The organism is Corynebacterium sp. KPL4072 (assembly GCF_037908395.1).
Taxonomy (GTDB): Bacteria; Actinomycetota; Actinomycetes; order Mycobacteriales; family Mycobacteriaceae; genus Corynebacterium; species Corynebacterium kefirresidentii.
On record NZ_JBBMGE010000008.1, the window covers coordinates 52013 to 68506 of the forward strand.

The following is a 16494-nucleotide window of genomic DNA, read 5'->3' on the forward strand; positions in this document are numbered from 1 at the left end:
TAGCCTTGCTCGGCGTGCTCGTCATAGCTCTTATAGCCACCATTGCGGGCATGGCATTGCTGTGGCCTACTAGCCCGGCCAGCGAGCACACCTCCACCGATTTTCAGCAAACCTACGCCCTCAACCACCCACAGGTCGAGGGCACGGTCGACACGACAGACCACTCGGCTTGCCAATCGGAACTTACTGGGCAGGCCTTCGATACACCGCCGCTCATTCCTGGGTCTGAGGAAGTGCAGTGCGACCGCGCCTTAGTCAATATCACCTCCGGCGAGGACGAAGGACGCATGACCCAACTGGTCACCTACGGAAATGCCGGCGATCCGCAGCTTAAACCGGGCGATAAAATTGTTCTTTCTAAGGCAGATGACCCTTCCGGTGCTGTGTCCTATGCTTTTGCTGATTATCAGCGCACCGGAAGCCTAGCTCTGTGGGCGGTTATCGTCGCCGTCGTCATTATCGCTTTTGCGGCGTGGCATGGCGTGCGCGCCCTTATCGGCTTGGCGCTCAGCCTAGGCGTGATCTTTGCGTTCCTCGTCCCCGCTCTTATCGACGCCCATAATCCCCTGTGGTCCGCCCTTGTCGCCTGCTCTGCCATCATTCTGCTGGCCGTTCCTCTCGTCCACGGCATGAATTGGAAATCGGCATCGGCGGTGGGTGGTTCCCTCACCGCTCTCATTCTCGCAGCGGTGCTGGCATGGGCCACTATCGATGGTTCGCAGCTACAAGGCTACAGTTCTGAGGACAACCTCAAGCTACTTCTTTATATGCCTAATGTATCCATCGTGGGCGTGCTCTTGTGTGGCTTTGTAGTTGGCGCCTTGGGCAGCCTTGCCGACGCCGCCGTGGCCCAAGCATCTACCATCACGGAACTCCACGAAGCGGATCCTGATGCCCGCCCTACACAGCTTTTCCTCTCCGCAATGAAGGTGGGCCGCGACCATATTGCCTCCATGGTCTATACGTTGATTCTCACTTATACCGGCGCGACCTTGCCGCTGCTCATGCTGATTACCGCAGCAGAACGCCCTGCCGGCCAGATTCTGAGCAGCGATCTCGTCGCAACGGAACTGCTGCGTTCCGGAGTGGGCGCGATGGCATTGACCCTCGCGGTTCCCATCACCACAGCCATTGCGGCTTTCACGGTGCCAAAGCGTACAAAAGCTTAAGCCTAAGCAGAAGGCTGAGCCAGCATCGACGCTGCTCAGCCTCTACTTTTAGCCTGTCCGAATCCGCCTAGAGGGTGCGGCCCAAGGCCTCAACCTTCCACCCTGCCTGCTGCCAATCGGCGACAGGCAGCACATTGCGGCCGTCGATAATGTGTTTATTGTCCACGAGCTGGCCCGCCTGCTGCGGATCCAATTCCTTGAATTGCTTCCATTCGGTAGCAAGAATCACCAGCTCGGCCTCGCGCAGGGCGTCATCGGTGTTTGCGGCGTAATCCAGAGTAGGGAATACCTTCTTGGCGTTGTCCATACCTTCTGGGTCATAGACGGTCACTGCCGCACCAGCCAAGGACAAGGAACCAGCCACGGCAAGGGCGGGCGAATCGCGCACGTCATCGGAATTGGGCTTAAACGCACAGCCCAGCACAGTCACGCGGTGGCCAAGCAGAGAGCCATTAAAGGCTTCCTTGGCAAGGTCTACCACGCGGTCGCGGCGGCGCATATTGATAGCGTCTACCTCGCGCAGGAAGGTCAGCGCCTGGTCGGCGCCAAGTTCGCCGGCGCGGGCCATGAAGGCGCGAATATCCTTGGGCAAGCAACCGCCACCAAAGCCGAGACCGGCGCCTAAGAACTTGCGGCCGATGCGTTCGTCGAGCCCAATGGCGTCGGCAAGCGCGGTCACGTCCGCGCCCGCAATCTCGCAGATTTCGGAGACTGCGTTGATAAAGGAAATCTTGGTGGCTAGAAATGCGTTAGCGGAGACTTTGACCAGCTCCGCGGTCTGCCAGTCCGTGACAATAAATGGGGTGTCTTGCGAGAGCGGCTGGGCATAGACTTCACGCGCGACCTCTTCAGCTCGACTTTCATTGTTGGTTTCACCAACGCCGAGCACGATGCGGTCTGGGGTGATGGTGTCCTTGACGGCATAGCCCTCGCGCAGGAACTCCGGGTTCCAGGCAATTTCCACGGTGGCGCCTTCTGGGGCAAGCTCATTGGCTAGTTCCTGGAGTTCCGCGGCGGTGCCGACCGGGACGGTAGATTTACCGAAGATGATGTGATCGCCCTTGAGCTTGGGCACCAAGTCCGTAATAACGGACTTAACGTAGGTCATATCCGCCGCGTAGGAACCACGGCGCTGCGGAGTTCCGACGCCCAAAAAGTGCAGATTGCCGAACTCGGCTGCTTCTTCGTAGTCCGTGCTGAAATCGAGGCGTCCGGCCTCGATATTGCGCTCGAGAACCTCCGGCAGGCCCGGTTCATAGAATGGAACCTGGCCCGATTTGAGAGCGGAAATCTTATTTTCATCTACGTCCACGCCTAGTACTTCATGGCCGAGCTCGGCCATGCACGCAGCATGGGTTGCACCCAGGTATCCGGTGCCGATTACAGACATACGCATAAGGCCTTATCTTAAAGGCCTTATGTGAATACCGGTTTAAGCCTATCGAAAATTCAGGTAAGACTTCGATGGCGTCGGGCCACGCTGCCCTTGGTACTTCGACCCCAGCGAACCCGTGCCATAAGGGCTTTCAGCTGCTGAAGTCATCTTGAAAATCGCCAGCTGTCCCACCTTCATGCCCGGCCACAGGGCAATGGGCAGGTTGGCTGTATTAGAAAGCTCGAGCGTAATGTGACCGGAAAAGCCTGGGTCAATAAAGCCCGCGGTGGAGTGGGTCAACAATCCTAGGCGACCGAGGGAAGACTTGCCCTCCAAGCGGCCTGCCAAGTTTGCAGGCAGGGTGAACTTTTCCAACGTAGCACCGAGGACGAACTCGCCTGGGTGCAGGATGAAGGACTGATCTTCTTCTACCTCCACCAAGGTGGTGAGATCCGGCATTTCCTCTTTGGGGTCAATATGCGTATACCGCGAGTTATTGAATACGCGGAAATATTTATCCAAGCGCACGTCTACCGAGGAGGGCTGGATAAGCTCGCTGTCGAAGGGCTCGATGCCCAATTCTTCGGCGTCGATGGCGGAACGGATATCACGATCTGAAAGAAGCACGGCCCCAATTCTACTCATGCCGAAGGCCAAGGTGTATAGTAGGCCGGAGCGCACAAGTGCGCAGTGCCGACGTAGTTTAATGGTAGAACTGCAGCTTCCCAAGCTGCTAGCGCGGGTTCGATTCCCGTCGTCGGCTCCAATTTTCGGGGGGGAATTTTCTTGCTAGTCTGTGGCGCTTAACCACTGGGCAAGTTCTTTTTGTGCCCGCTCTACCCCGCCTGGATAGTGCGCCTCTAGTTCTGCGGCGGCCGGCTTCAAGAATCTCTCCACAAGCTCGGCCATATCACGCTGAGGCACGGTGCCACGGATATTATCCAGCGGGGCACGGAACGTCACTCCAAGGTCAGTCCGGAGCTGATATCCGCGCCAATCTTCGCTGTAAACGCGCAGCTCTGCCCCGCGCAGGTTCGATTCGATAACCACATTGCCAAAGATGAGCGTTGTCAGAGTTCTCTCTTCCATGGCTCCGAGCCTACTATCCGCAGCGAACGATGGGCTGCGGGTCGTAGACCGTGGTGGTGGTCTCGCGGGAGAGCTCTTTGCCGCCGAGGTCCTTGATGATGCGGGTATCAGACGTCGTAAAGCCTGGCGCACCAGAGGAAGGCGAGCAGTCGCTGCCTGGCACAGACATCGGCTGTGGGTCGGTATTGGCCCAGCGGCCATTGTTCACAGACTCAACGTCAACGGTCTTGGTGCCCTTCAAACGCACGGTAATCTTGCCGCCCCCGAAGTCGGTCTCAATGCGGACCGGGGTGTTGAAGGTATTGGTGAACTGCAGGTCGATGGCGCCTTCGTAAACGGTGGCCTCGCGGCCGGCGGGGTAGCGCGAAATATAGTACGAGTGCGGGGTGTGGGCGGTATCTTCCATGCCCGCAAAGTAGGCAGCGTTGTACAAGGTAGTGGCGAATTGGGAGATGCCACCGCCGACGGCGGAACCGGAGTGGCCATCAATAATGATGCCGGATTCCACATAGCCCTGGGCAGTGCCGCGCGGGCCGGTGTAGCCGTTGAGCGAGAAGGTCTCGCCCGGGTTGACCACGGCACCGTTGACCTCTTGGGCCACCAGCTCGATGTTCTTGCCCGAGGCAGCGGAATAGCCCTCGGTTGTGAACTCGCCAACGGTATCGTTAAAGGTCGCCTTCTTGGCGTCTTCGGTGGTGAACTCGGCAGGGTCCGGCTTATAAGTAGCGTCCCACTCGCGGTCGTCACCGGTCACACGCTTGTCAAAGTCCTTCATGGTCGGCTCCCAGTCGATGATTTCGCCATCTTCGGACGGGGTGACCTGCTTGTCGTTGCCGTTGAAGGAAATCTTGGCATTCACACCGGGCACATCGGCGCCCTCAGAGCGCTCCGCCAACAGCTCCTGCGCGCGGTTGGTATCCACGGCGAGCTTGAGCTTGCCGTCCTTCTTTTCAATGCTGGTGAATTGGGAGATTTCCGGCTTATTCAGGGTAGCCGTGACATTATTTTTAGCCTTCAAGGTAATCGGATTATCCAGCGCCTTAGCGGCGTCGCCGGTGCGCATGGCCTCGATGGCCGCATCATTGATGGCCGGTTCTACCTCTTCTGGGTCCACGTCCACGCCCTCGGAATCGAGCCAGTTTTCTGTGACCGCGTTGTGCAAGGAGCCGGCATCCACGGTTTGGCCAAGCTTCGGGTCGGTGACCTTGAGCTCGCCGTTGTTAAGCTCCAACATGCCATCGACAGGGTCGGTGGAAAGGTTTTTCTTCACCCGCTCCAAGGCAGGCTGCAGCTGGGCTTCATCTACGTTGGTCTCTACCGGAATATCCCGGGTGGAACGGAAGAAGCTATACAGGCGGGTGAAAGGGTTGAGGGAAGGCTCCTTAATATTGTCCACGGCCCGCTGGTTATCCAGGGCAAGGCCCGATTCGGAAGGGACGAGTTCTGTGTGAAGGTCACCGGAGGTGACGGAAACGGGTTCGGTCTCTACGCCCGCAAGCTCATCTTCGAGCTTTTCCACGGCGGCAGTGCGATCCATGGCGGAGATGTCCACGCCGTTGACGGAAACGGCGCGCGGAATCTTGTCCTGGTTTGCCGCGACATCCCAGGCATAAGCAATACCCGCGATCAGGACAAGGCCGACAAATACACCGAGCGCGATGAGCCAGCCTCTAGCACCGTTTTTTCCTTCTGCCTTTTTCACGCCTTAAAGGTTAACGGTTTTAGTGGTATTTTTCCTAGTCCTGTGCGGCCTCGGGTGCAACGTCAGCCGGTGGAACGCTGACATGGCGGGCCGCGTCCTCGAGGCGCTCGCGCGGCAGGCGCCCCTCGTCCACGGCACCGACAACGGCATCGATTACCGCATTGATATCGCCCTCGGTGGACCACAGGGGCATGTCGGCACCGGCATTGAGGGAGGTCACGACGGCGTCGGCAAGCGGGAGCGAATCCGCAATCGCCTTCATGCCACCGATGTCATCGGTATAAATAGGGCCGTCGTACTGCAGGGTCTCGCGAGCCAAGCCATAAGCCTCCGGCAGCATAGAAGCAGGAGTCTGGCCATCGCCCAAACCGGGCACGGCGAGGTGGCCCATCATGAGCGCGGCATTCGGCGCTTGAGGGAGGGCGGTTTTAAAAGGAATGAACTCGTGTCCCTCCAGCTCTTCCAGCGGCGGGGTAACGGCCTCGGCCAGGTGGGTATCGCCAGAAGCACGGCCGTGTCCCGGGAAATGCTTGAATACGGCCTTGACCCCAGCGGAATCCAACCCGCGGGCAAAGGCGGCGCCGTATTCACCCGCCTGTGCTGGATCGGTGGAAAAGGACCGATCGCCCACCACCTCTAGGCCATTGCCATCGACGTCGAGCACCGGCGCAAAGTCCACGTTGATGCCATGCGCCTTGAGGCTCGTGCCAATCTCGTGGGCCAGCTGTTCCACCTCTTGCGGGGAACGCTCGGCTGCCATTTGTTGCGGTGCGGGATAATCGCCCAAGATCTCTGAGAAACGCTGCACCCGCCCGCCTTCAAAATCGATGGAGACTTCAAAGTCGCGGCCTACCTCTTGGCGCAGGGCATTAATATCGCGGCCCTCTTCCTGCAGCAGGTTGGGATCCGCCCAGCTGGGAATAAAGATTCCGCCCACGCCAGCATCCAGTTTGGCCTTAGCATCGTCGTAATTGGTGACCGGGGGCATCAACACAGAGGCGGCCATGGCGCGGATGTCCTGCTGCGGGGCTGCTTCCTGCGAAGTCTCTTCTTGCGTCTCTTGCGTCGCGGCCGGTGAGCTCGATGCCGCTGGGGTGGTGGAGTCCTGACTCTCGGCGTCCTCCTGAGGGGAGGTAGAGCAGGCGCCCAAGGCCGTCACGAGGGCAAGGCTGGCGAGAATGCGCGGAGTTTTCATGCCTTCCAGTGTGCAATATTCCTCGCCTTCTGTCTGAAACGGTGGGTAGACTAGCCACATGAGTAACGGCGAGACAATGCTAATTGCCTACGATGGCACCGAACGAGCCGGCCGCGCCCTCGAGCACGCGGCCCAGCTGCTGCGGCCCACCACGGTGGAAATCCTCACCGCTTGGGAACCCGTAGCCCGGCAGACCGCCCGCGCCGTCAGCCGCACTGGAATGCACCAGTCCACCGTCTCCCCGGACGGCGTTGAAGAGGATCCGGCCTACGAGGAAGCGTTGAAAATCTGCCGCCAGGGCATCGAACTAGCCGAAAGCCTGGGCTTGGCTGGCCGCGCCCACTTGGTGGAATCCGCCACCACTATTTCCTCCGCCATCATTGATGCAGCACACGAGCTGGACGTGGATGTCATCGTGACCGGCACCCGCGCCCTGACAGGTTTCCGCGCCTGGTGGACCAACTCCACCGCCGATCAGATTGTGCGCAATGCCGGCCTTCCCGTCTTTATCGTGCCGCAGGAAAACGAGGAAGACGCGGACGATGATGAGGCAGAATACTTCTAAATAGCTGCTAGTATTTTTAGCCATGGCTCTGGAAACCGATTCTTTGAACAAGCGCACCCTTGGCCCCGCCATCGGTAGCGCTGTTGTGGGCATCGCGCTCGGCGTCATCACCATCATCGGCATCGCGCAGTTCTCCGGCACTGATACCGTGCCGGAAGGCAATGCGGTTTCTGCTTCCGATGCGGTTTTGGGCGGCCCTGAGTACGGATCCCGCAACTAGGTGTGCGTACCCTCCGCGGGCGGCTTGCCCGCCCCTACCCGCTGGGGATCTTTGCCCTAGCGCTCATCCTCCTCGTGCAGCCGTGGGGGCTGACAGCTGCCGATACCAAGCATGATCTGGCCGCCAATCCGCTGCACTTTCTCCGCGGGGCACTGAGCGCCTATACGGATATCTTTACCCTGGGACAACTACAAAATCAGGCCTATGGCTATCTTTTTCCCCAGGGGCCCTTCTTCGTTTTGACCCAGCCACTGCCCGATTGGCTGGCCCAGCGCCTGTGGTGGCTGGTGGTCTTAAGCGTTGGCTTCATCGGCTTTCATAAGCTCGCCTGCAAGGTAGGCCTGCGCGGCGGGTGGGTCTGGGTCGCGGCGATGCTCTACGCGCTCTCGCCTCGCGCGCTTTCTACCCTGACCGCCATTTCTTCCGAGACCTGGCCGGTCATGCTCGCCCCCTGGGTCATCCTGCCCTTCCTCAATGCCAAGCTCACGTGGCGCGATGCCGCCGCAGCCACCATCCCCGTAGCGCTCATGGGTGCGGTCAATGCCACCGCCACCATCGCCGCCTGCACCCCGGCCGCGGTAATTGTGCTCTACCGCCGCGCATTCAAACCCGGCGCGGCCTGGCTCCTAGGGTGCCTGGCGGTATCGGCGTGGTGGATCGGCCCGCTTATCGTACTTGGCCGCTATGCCCCGCCGTTTACGGAATTCATCGAATCCGCTCGCGTGACCACGCGCTGGCTCAACCTGCCAGAAATTCTGCGCGGAACCACGAGCTGGACACCGTTTGTAGATACCGAGCGCGTGGCGGGCAATGCACTGGCTACCGAATCCTTCTTCGTGCTGGTCACCATGGGCATCGCGGCCGTGGGCATCTACGGACTCACCAAACTGCCGCGTGTGTGGGCCGTTGTCCTAATGGTGGGCATCGCGGTGCTGGGCTGCCAGGCGGGGTGGTACCTCGATGCTCTCGATGGCCCGCTGGCCGCGCTGCGCAACCTGCATAAGTTTGATCCGCTGGTGCGCATCCCGCTGCTTTTGGGTGTCGCGCGCGCCTGCGCGCATCTGCCTCTACCGCAGAGCTTGCGGCCTACCAAGAAGCAGACAGTAGGCGCGCTCACGCTACTGCTGTGCATCGCGGTCATCTCCCCGGCATGGTCGCAGCGCTTGCTGCCGCTGGGGGCGTATAAGGAGGTTCCCTCCTACTGGCACGAGGCCACGGACTTTATCAATACTCATGCCGCCGATACCCGCACCCTTATCTACCCGGAAGCATCCTTTGCCCGGCAGACCTGGGGGTGGACGCGCGATGAGCCGGCCCAGCCGCTGCTCGATGTCCCTTGGGCCGTGCGCGATGCCGTTCCACTCGTACCAGCAGAGGCTATCCGCGGGCTCGACGGCGTCATGGCCGCACTGAAGGAGGACCCAGCCACCGGCGTGCGCTCCCTTCAGCGCCTGGGCATCGGCGCGGTCATGGTGCGCCACGATCTCTTCACCGGTGAGGACGAGGCCCTGGCCAGTAAATTTGGCGGCGAAGTCCACCGCTTCGACGAGGTCGATGTCATCTTGCTCAACCACGCCGGCATGTCCTTAGGGCCCACAGACCCAGTCCGCGTGGCCGGCGGCGGGGAAGCCTTGGCGCTTCTCGACGCCCACCATGGCCCCACCACCCGCCAGCTCGTCGATAGCGATGCCGATATCGTCACCGATACCCCGACGCTTTCGGACCGCAACTACGGCACCCTCGATGGCCCTATCTCCGCACCCTTGGCTGCAGATGACCCCAGCCACGTAAATAACCGCCTGCGCGATTATCCTTCCGCAGGGCCTCTTAGCCAGGTCGAGACCCACGGCGGTTCCGTGGCGGTCTCCTCCTCGGCAGCCGATGCCACGGCCTTCGGTGGCGCCCAACCGCACAAGTCCGCTACGGCCGCGGTGGATGGGGAAAATTCCACCGCGTGGTGGCCCGCGCCGGGCGATGATTCCGGGTGGATTGAGCTGCGCGGTCATTTCACCCAACCGCGCCTAAAGCTCATGGCCACCAGCGCCACTACGGTTACGGTGCGCTCCGGCAGTGCCGCGGTGGACGTGGATCTCAAGCCTTTCCATGCACAGGAGGTCCGCGTTCCCGGCGGCGATACCGAGGCCATCCGCGTGGAATTGTCCCACCGCACCGGCATCGCGGAACTAGGGGTAGAGGGCCAGCCGGTCGAGCGCGTAGTGACCGTGCCGGATACCTCCCCCGATGTGCACCAATTCTTCTTCCAGCAGATGCTGCAAGATACCGGTGTGCTCATCCGCGACTTCACGGCGCCGCGCCCCATGCGGGTAAAGGTAGATTCCACCAAGCCGGTGCTTATCGACGCCCACCGCTACTCCCCCGGCGATTCCCTCACCCTGAGCCCCGGCACGCACCGTGTGCGCACCACTGGACCGTGGGTGAGCCTTCGCGAGGTGGGCTGGCGCCCGCCGGAGCCTTCGGAGCCCACTGGATACTCGATTAAAGCCAGCGAGGAAGACCGCCTCTTGGTCACCGGACGCGCCTTTAATAAGGGCCTGCGCGGGTATTTGGACAATGACGAGCTCACCCCGTGCGAGATCGACGCCGCCACCCAGGCTTTTGTCATTCCGGCCGGCCGTTCCGGCGACTTCCATATGTCCTTCACCGCCCAGCCGGTTTATCGCGCCACCCTCCTCTTGGGAGGCTCCTTGGGATTGCTGACGCTCGGCCTGTGCCTCCTGGCGGCCGCGCGCCGCCCGTCCCAGCCCGCCTGGCACGCACCGCGTGGGGGCGCTGCCTCAGCCGCCGTGGCACTTGGTGCACTGGCCCTTACCGGCTGGCCGGCGGCAGTGGCGGCCGTGGCTGCGTGGTTGGTAGTGCGCTGGACCACCATCCCGCGCGCCTATCTCGCCCCCGGCGTAGTCGCTGCGGCCGGAGCCATCCTCGCCCGCGCACCGTGGACGTCTGGTTCCTATGCGGGTGATTCGCTCTTGCTTAGCTGCTTGTGTGCCGCGGGCGTGGCCTGTCTTTTCGCCGCCGACCGAGGAGAAGATCCCGGCCGGGACGCTCGATGAGCGTATAACTAGCGGCCGAAACCACCACGGTGCCCACCACAGTCACGGTCAGAATGACCCAAAAGTCCAGGGGTTTCCCGCTAAAAAGCGGCACCCCGGTAAGGGGAAAGGCCAGACCCAAGATGGCCACATGCCACAAGAAAATGGAATAGGACCATGTACCCAGTGCCTGCATGAGTGGGCTGGTCAGCCAAGATTTCTCCCGCGGGGCGAGTGCCACCGGTACCACTACGACCGCAGCAAAGGCCGCGCCCGCCATGATGCGGCGAGAAAATTCCGCGGGTTCGGGATGGATAAGCCCCTGCGGCCCAAACCACTCGCGACTGGCAACCCACAGCACCACCGCCGCCACGATCCACCACGCCCAGCGCGGCCGCAGCACGCGCTGCACTCGCCGACTGATGCCGGCTTCTTCGAATTCGGCGGCCAGCATTCCCACGGCAAACCACGAGGCATACGCGGGCGGCCAGATCTGCGAGTTGACCTGGTCCTTGGCGTAATCGGCTACAAAGGGCACGAATCCCCACGCCCAGCTGAGCACTCCTGCCACGGCAATGGCGGCAATGCGCCAGCGCCGCGGCAGCGTTCCAAGCAGCCACACCAGCACAGGCAAGAAGAGATAAAAGAAGAATTCCACGCACAGCGACCACAGATGGGTAAGACCTGAGGCCAACCCGTCGACCACATAAATTTGCGTGGAAGTAAGATTGCTCAGCAGTTGGGTGAGGGTGAGTGAGTGAGCGTCGGGAAGCAGGAGCATCACCGCCACCACGCAGGCATAATAGGCCGGTAAAAGACGGGCCACGCGCGAGCGCGCATAGCCGGCTAAGCTGTGCAAGCCGCGGCGGCGCCACAAGAGGAACGCGCTGAGTGCAAAGAAAACGGCGACGAAAAAATCGAATCGCCCGGCAAACCCCCACCCAGTTCCGGTCTGAAAGGACACGTGGGTGACAATGATTCCAAGGGAGGCGACCGCGCGTAGACCGTCTAGCTCCGGCAGATGCTGGGGTACGCTTTTCACAGATGCCTGCGGCTGCACGCTTGCTCCTAACCCCGGATCGACCTGAAACTGATTGGACATATTACTGCAATGAAACGCTACCTTTGGCCACGCTCGCCACTGGCGTGGGTTGTCATTGCCGCCGTCATTTTCTTAGTGCTGGGCACTGTGGTGCCACCGCTATATAACAATCAGACTCGGCCCCTCGCCTTCGACCAAAACATCAACACCGTGACCGCTCCCTCTGCCGGCGTGTGGATGGATGCGCCCGCCTTTATCGCCGGCGCCAAGGCCACAGGCGATAGCAAGAATCCGCAGTGCCAAGAAAAGAAGGCACCCATCTGGTGCTACCTGCACCATGACCTGCTCACCATCGAGCGCAACACCACGACCGCTGAGGTGGCAGAAGACGATGCGCTCGCTCACTCTGATTCTTTATCGCGCCTGCTCGCCGGAGAGACTCCGCTCGCCCAAATCACCGAGCACTCCGTGTTGAACCGAGAATCCACCTACCCTGTGGCGGCCCCTAAGGATAAATGGGAATTCCTCCTGCCGTCAGTGGACACGGGCATGGCCCGCACAGATTTCGAACGAGATGGCATCAACTACTTTTTCCCCTCCGGAACCGAGCAGCGCTCCTATCCCTTTTTCGATCTGGCCTCACAATCCTCCACGGCGGTGGACTTCACCACTACGGAAAAGCTAGACGATATCCCTACCTATTCCTTCCACCACGATATTCAGCCCATTTCCCTGGCCGATATGCGCAGAAACATCACCACCGAGGCGGTCGATTCCGGCAGCGGCAAAAAGCAGCTGGCCGCTAAGGACTTCCGCATCTCTGGTCCGGCGAAGCGATTCTATGACGAAGACTCGCGCAAGCTCCTCGGCCTAGATCCCACTGACCGGGTCACGGTGGAACCCTTTTATACCGTCGGCCGCGATATCTCCGTGGAACCCACCACCGGCACCATCGTGGATCTGCGGGAAAATATCAAGATTTTCTTCGCTGCCGACGAAAAACAAGCCGGCACCATGGTGGCCAATAACGATACGGAGGATCGCTCCATCTTCGCTGCCGATATGCGCTGGTCCGATGACACTCGCGCGGAGCGCCTCGACGAGGTGCGTCCGGTCATTCGCACCATTCGTGCCTTGATGGTCGTCGGCTGGGCGGGCAAAGCCATCGGCGTCGGCCTATTGCTCTGTGCTGCCTATATGTACATGCGCCGCCACCGTGAAGGCTAAGCGTCTAGTACTCCTCGCCTGGGGCTTCATCCTCGTGACCGCGGTGTGCTGGCCCTTCGCCCTGCCCGGTGAGTTCCTGTGGCGCGATATGGCGCTGCTTGACCATCCGGCGCTTTCCCCTTCGGCTTTCGGCGGCGGCAGTTTGCCTGCCCGCAATGCCCCGCAAGACGGCTTCTTGGCTGTAGTAGGCGGCGCGTGGGCGGCGCGGGTGCTCATTTTTGCCGCCGCGGCGTCCTCCGCGCTCACCGCGGCGCGCTGGGCGCGCTCCACAGCCTCCGCGGTGAGCGCGATGGGGGTGGCGGTGGCCAATCCTTTCGTTATCGAGCGCCTCCTCCAAGGCCAGTGGTCACTTGCTGTGGCCGCGTGGCTGCTCACGGTCATCGCGTGGGCCGGAAAGCAGCGCAATTGGGTGGCGTGGCTCGCCATGTGGGGCGCTTCACTTACCCCTACGGGTGGGCTCTTTGCCGTGGTGACCGCGGCGGTGACCTGCCGCAAGCGGGTGGCACTTGGCGGCGTGGTCTTGTGCTTGCCGTGGGCCATTCCAGGAATGTTCTATCCCACTGCGCCCGGTGATACCGCTGCGGCGGTGGCTGCGTTTGCCCCGCGAGCGGAAGAGCACGTCGGCACCGGGGGCGCGTTGTTGCGCCTGGGCGGCATCTGGAATGCACAAGCAGCCATCGGGTTCGCGATATGCGGTGTCATCGTGGCGATCATCGCCCTGCTCGGGGCGTGGCGGGTTCCCGTTCGGCTGAGCATACTGGCAGCTATTGGTCTTGGCGGAGCGATGTTTTTCTGGCTGGTTCCCGGCGCGTTGGTGTGGTCCATCGATCACGTACCAGGGGCGGCGCTACTGCGCGATAGCGGGAAGCTAACCATGCTGACATTGCCGCTTTATGTGGCCTCGCTGGGTGCATTGCCGAACGTACCGGCAGCGCTAGCCACCGTGGCCGCGGCAGTGCAGCTGATTCCGGTTCCGGGGCGGCTAGCGGTGCTCGCACCGCGGGATATGGGAGTAGATAAGCAGCTGGTGCGCGAGATTGACGGCCGAGTGGCTTTCTTTCCAGAGCGCGCCAACCTTGTAGAGGTGCCTGGCGGTGTGGCGGTAGATCCCTATTCCAAGGCGGTGGCCATGGTGGAATCAGGGGAATTGAGCGTAGACGGGACCGTGGTGGATCAGGCTTCGCCGCAGTACCGGGCGGCGCTGCGCGCATGGGAGGCACACGATATGAAGCAGCTGTCCCGGATCGGTGTCGGCGTGGTTGTCGTGGACGGTGCTATAGCCGCGGAGACGGACGCACCACGGCCGCAGGTTCCATGGGCGCTTACTGCGTTGTGGATGGCTTGTCCGCTACTAGCCCTTGCAGCAATTCCGCGAATTGCTCGCCGGTCTTCTCCCACGAGAAGCTAGCGGCAAAATCGCGCGCGTTGGAGCCGAGGGTGCGGCGTAAGGGGGCGTCGGCAAGCAGCTGCTTGGTGGCCGCAACAAAGTCTTCCTCGCGCTCTACTAGGATGCCGGTCTCACCGTTAATAACACTGTCACGCAGGCCAAACGTATAGCCGACGGTGGGAACCCCATGTTGGGCGGCCTCCATTACTGCCAAGCCCCACCCCTCTTTGCGGGAGGGCATAAGCAGGGCATCGGCCCGGGCGAGCAGGGCATGCTTATAGTCCTCGGTCACCTGGCCGCGGAAGCGCACGCGACTGCTGACGCCGTGTTCCTCGGCATAGGCACGCAGGTTAGCCTCCCACCAACCGGAGCCTATGACATCCAGGACCGCGCCCGGGGTCTGCGCCACCGTATCCATGGCATGCTCAATCTGCTTATGCGGCACCAGGCGCGAGAGCGTTACCAAGTGCACGTCGGCCTCTCGCTCCAGGGAAGGCACATGGTCCGGAACCGGGTCCAGACCATTGGCAATGATGTGCGCACCCTTAATTCCCAGTGCCTCTAGATCCTCGCGGGAAGCCTCAGAAACGGTGACATAAGGCGCGCCGCGATACACACGCGGAGCCACCCGGGACTCAAGGAACCAGCCGAGGTGGCCCAGGAGGGGACCTGCCACCGGCCACTGCTCGCGGTGGCAGTGGTGGGTAAGCAGCACCGTCGGTGCTCCAGATACCAAGCGGGCAAAGAAAGGAATGCCGTTTTGGGTATCGATTACCGCATCCACCCCGCGCAGGTCTCCCACCCCCAGGCGGCCAGCCAGCATCGCCGCCCAGGCGCGCGGATACACGCCAAACTTGGCACCGCCGCGGCTATAGCGCACGCCGTCGCGCACCTCACGGCGCGCGGCATTCATGTGCTTGGAGGTGCGAAAGACCACCTCGTGCCCCTGCGCCGCGAGGTACTCGCCCACGCGCTCCAAGTAGCGCTCCGAGCCGCCTCCTTGCGGGTGGGTGGAATCGCGCCAGCATAGTAAAAGAATCTTCATTGTGAGGTATTAGCCTAGTGGGTTATGAGACATACCCGTGAGATGGCCACGCTCCGCCGCTCCATTCAGCTGCTGCGTTCCTTTCGCTTTGAGCAGACGCACCCCGAGATTTTCTACGGTGGGCTAGCGGAAGATACGGCCGCACTGGTAGATAACCTCGGCCGCGACTTGGGCGTGCAGCTTCCCGGGGCGAGGGTACTCGATGTGGGCGGCGGACCGGGCTATTTTGCGGATGCTTTTGCCCGGCGCGGGGCCCACTATGTGGGACTAGAGCCAGATGCCGGCGAAATGTCTGCGGCTGGCATCCAATTGAGCAACTCGGTGCGCGGGGACGGCACCAACCTTCCCTTTGCCGATGACTCTTTTGACGTGGTCTACTCCTCCAACGTGGCCGAGCACATCCCCAATCCTTGGGATATGGGCGAGGAGATGCTGCGCGTGACCCGCCCGGGTGGCCTGACTATCCTGAGCTATACGGTATGGCTAGGCCCCTTTGGCGGCCACGAGACCGGCCTGTGGGAGCACTATGTGGGCGGCGAGTTTGCCCGCGATCGCTACACCCGCCGCCACGGTCACCCGCCCAAGAATGTCTTTGGCACTTCGCTTTTCGACGTCCCCTGTTCCGCCGGCCTCCACTGGGCACAGCGCACCGGCGCGCTCAAACTCGCCTTCCCCCGCTACCACCCCAGCTGGGCTTGGTGGCTCACCCGCGTGCCAGGTGTGCGGGAATTCGCGGTTTCTAACCTGACATTGGTATTGCAACCTAAAAGTTTCAATGGCAATACGCGCTGAGATCGATTACCTCGCTACATTGATCTCGGACTCGGTCATCGTGGGTAACCACGATGACCGCAGCGCCGGCAGCGGCTTGTTCTTGCAGCAGGGACAGCACGCGGTCACTGTTCCTACTGTCGAGAGCCGCAGTTGGTTCATCCGCCAAGATGAGGCTCGGGGTGCGTACCAAGATGCGGGCAAAAGAAGCTCGCTGCTGTTCGCCACCGCTTAAGGAAAATGCTTTCTCCTTCTCTCGTCCAGCCAAGCCCACCTGCTCCAGCGCACCGGAAATAATTTCTAATTTCTTAGCCTGCGGTGTTTTAGGAGGCAATGCTACAGCCAAATTATCGGCAACCGAATCGGTATCAACCAGAGCAAAATCCTGAAATAGATAGCCAATATCGTTGCGGCGCACTTTTCGCGCCTGCCTTTCTTTCATACGCGTAGCATCGTGCCCGAGTACTTCCATACTTCCGCCGCTGAGCGAGTCCAGAAGGCCTAAGCAATTTAATAGCGTGGTTTTTCCGCAGCCCGAAGGCCCGGTCAATGCCACCACTTGCCCTGGAGCGATATCTAAATCCACGCCGGACCACAAGGTGCGCTTAGCAATGGAGTAGCGACCTTCCCGAATCTTTATTACGGCCTCATTCATTT

At 61.2% G+C, this 16494-nt stretch carries 15 protein-coding genes and 1 tRNA gene; 8 read left to right on the plus strand and 8 right to left on the minus strand.

The window, feature by feature from the left end; genetic code table 11:
* Positions 1–5: 5 nt before the first annotated feature.
* Complete coding sequence (locus WMP97_RS09205) at positions 6–1169, plus strand: YibE/F family protein (RefSeq protein ID WP_340440402.1); 1164 nt, start codon at positions 6–8, stop codon at positions 1167–1169.
* Positions 1170–1236: 67 nt separating this feature from the next.
* Here WMP97_RS09205 and WMP97_RS09210 read toward each other — a convergent pair whose 3' ends face one another.
* Together WMP97_RS09210 and dcd are read right to left on the minus strand one after the other, a co-directional pair.
* A complete protein-coding gene (locus tag WMP97_RS09210) occupies positions 1237–2565 on the minus strand; it encodes a UDP-glucose dehydrogenase family protein (RefSeq protein ID WP_340440358.1) in 1329 nt (442 codons plus the stop codon).
* Between the two features lie 42 nt (positions 2566–2607).
* Positions 2608–3171 (minus strand): dCTP deaminase, encoded by a 564-nt coding sequence (gene dcd, locus WMP97_RS09215; RefSeq protein ID WP_034656041.1) that lies wholly within the window; start codon positions 3169–3171, stop codon positions 2608–2610.
* A gap of 65 nt (positions 3172–3236) precedes the next feature.
* Here dcd and WMP97_RS09220 point away from each other — a divergent pair.
* Positions 3237–3310: transfer RNA gene (locus tag WMP97_RS09220), tRNA-Gly, on the plus strand.
* 23 nt (positions 3311–3333) lie between these two features.
* Here the strand turns inward: WMP97_RS09220 and WMP97_RS09225 are convergent.
* From WMP97_RS09225 to WMP97_RS09235, 3 genes are read right to left on the minus strand one after another with little or no spacing between them, the layout of a single operon-like run.
* Positions 3334–3633, minus strand: a complete 300-nt coding sequence (locus WMP97_RS09225) for a hypothetical protein (RefSeq protein ID WP_239206591.1) — start codon at positions 3631–3633, stop codon at positions 3334–3336.
* 13 nt (positions 3634–3646) lie between these two features.
* Positions 3647–5335 carry a VanW family protein gene (locus tag WMP97_RS09230; protein ID WP_340440359.1) on the minus strand — a complete coding sequence of 563 codons (1689 nt, stop codon included), beginning with the start codon at positions 5333–5335 and terminating at the stop codon, positions 3647–3649.
* 34 nt (positions 5336–5369) lie between these two features.
* Positions 5370–6530 (minus strand): glycoside hydrolase family 3 N-terminal domain-containing protein, encoded by a 1161-nt coding sequence (locus WMP97_RS09235; protein ID WP_316327412.1) that lies wholly within the window; start codon positions 6528–6530, stop codon positions 5370–5372.
* A 58-nt stretch (positions 6531–6588) separates the two neighbouring features.
* On the opposite strand from WMP97_RS09235, the gene WMP97_RS09240 reads away from it, so the two are divergent.
* Genes WMP97_RS09240 through WMP97_RS09250 form a run of 3 tightly spaced genes read left to right on the plus strand, consistent with a single transcriptional unit; the run spans position 6589 to position 10386 of the window.
* The gene (locus WMP97_RS09240) at positions 6589–7095 is read left to right on the plus strand and encodes a universal stress protein (RefSeq protein ID WP_034655562.1); all 507 of its coding nucleotides are present in this window, start codon (positions 6589–6591) and stop codon (positions 7093–7095) included.
* A gap of 22 nt (positions 7096–7117) precedes the next feature.
* Positions 7118–7315 carry a DUF2613 domain-containing protein gene (locus WMP97_RS09245; protein WP_005325448.1) on the plus strand — a complete coding sequence of 66 codons (198 nt, stop codon included), beginning with the start codon at positions 7118–7120 and terminating at the stop codon, positions 7313–7315.
* 2 nt (positions 7316–7317) lie between these two features.
* Positions 7318–10386 carry an alpha-(1->3)-arabinofuranosyltransferase domain-containing protein gene (locus WMP97_RS09250; protein ID WP_301733043.1) on the plus strand — a complete coding sequence of 1023 codons (3069 nt, stop codon included), beginning with the start codon at positions 7318–7320 and terminating at the stop codon, positions 10384–10386.
* Here WMP97_RS09250 and WMP97_RS09255 read toward each other — a convergent pair.
* Entirely contained in the window at positions 10307–11467 is a 1161-nt protein-coding gene (locus WMP97_RS09255; protein ID WP_301733044.1) for an acyltransferase family protein, read from the minus strand. The genes WMP97_RS09250 and WMP97_RS09255 overlap by 80 nt on opposite strands.
* 9 nt (positions 11468–11476) lie before the next feature.
* Between WMP97_RS09255 and WMP97_RS09260 the strand changes: the two genes are divergently transcribed.
* Complete coding sequence (locus WMP97_RS09260; RefSeq protein WP_340440360.1) at positions 11477–12634, plus strand: DUF3068 domain-containing protein; 1158 nt, start codon at positions 11477–11479, stop codon at positions 12632–12634.
* The gene (locus WMP97_RS09265) at positions 12624–14042 is read left to right on the plus strand and encodes a hypothetical protein (RefSeq protein WP_340440361.1); all 1419 of its coding nucleotides are present in this window, start codon (positions 12624–12626) and stop codon (positions 14040–14042) included. Before WMP97_RS09260 ends, WMP97_RS09265 begins: the two co-directional genes overlap by 11 nt.
* On the opposite strand, the gene WMP97_RS09270 is transcribed toward WMP97_RS09265, so the two are convergent.
* The gene (locus tag WMP97_RS09270; RefSeq protein WP_340440362.1) at positions 13957–15066 is read right to left on the minus strand and encodes a glycosyltransferase family 4 protein; all 1110 of its coding nucleotides are present in this window, start codon (positions 15064–15066) and stop codon (positions 13957–13959) included. The two genes, WMP97_RS09265 and WMP97_RS09270, sit on opposite strands and share 86 nt — an antisense overlap.
* A 24-nt stretch (positions 15067–15090) precedes the next feature.
* On the opposite strand from WMP97_RS09270, the gene WMP97_RS09275 reads away from it, so the two are divergent.
* The gene (locus WMP97_RS09275) at positions 15091–15858 is read left to right on the plus strand and encodes a class I SAM-dependent methyltransferase (protein WP_340440363.1); all 768 of its coding nucleotides are present in this window, start codon (positions 15091–15093) and stop codon (positions 15856–15858) included.
* On the opposite strand, the gene WMP97_RS09280 is transcribed toward WMP97_RS09275, so the two are convergent.
* The gene (locus WMP97_RS09280) at positions 15839–16492 is read right to left on the minus strand and encodes an ABC transporter ATP-binding protein (protein WP_340440364.1); all 654 of its coding nucleotides are present in this window, start codon (positions 16490–16492) and stop codon (positions 15839–15841) included. The genes WMP97_RS09275 and WMP97_RS09280 overlap by 20 nt on opposite strands.
* Between the last annotated feature and the right edge of the window lie 2 nt (positions 16493–16494).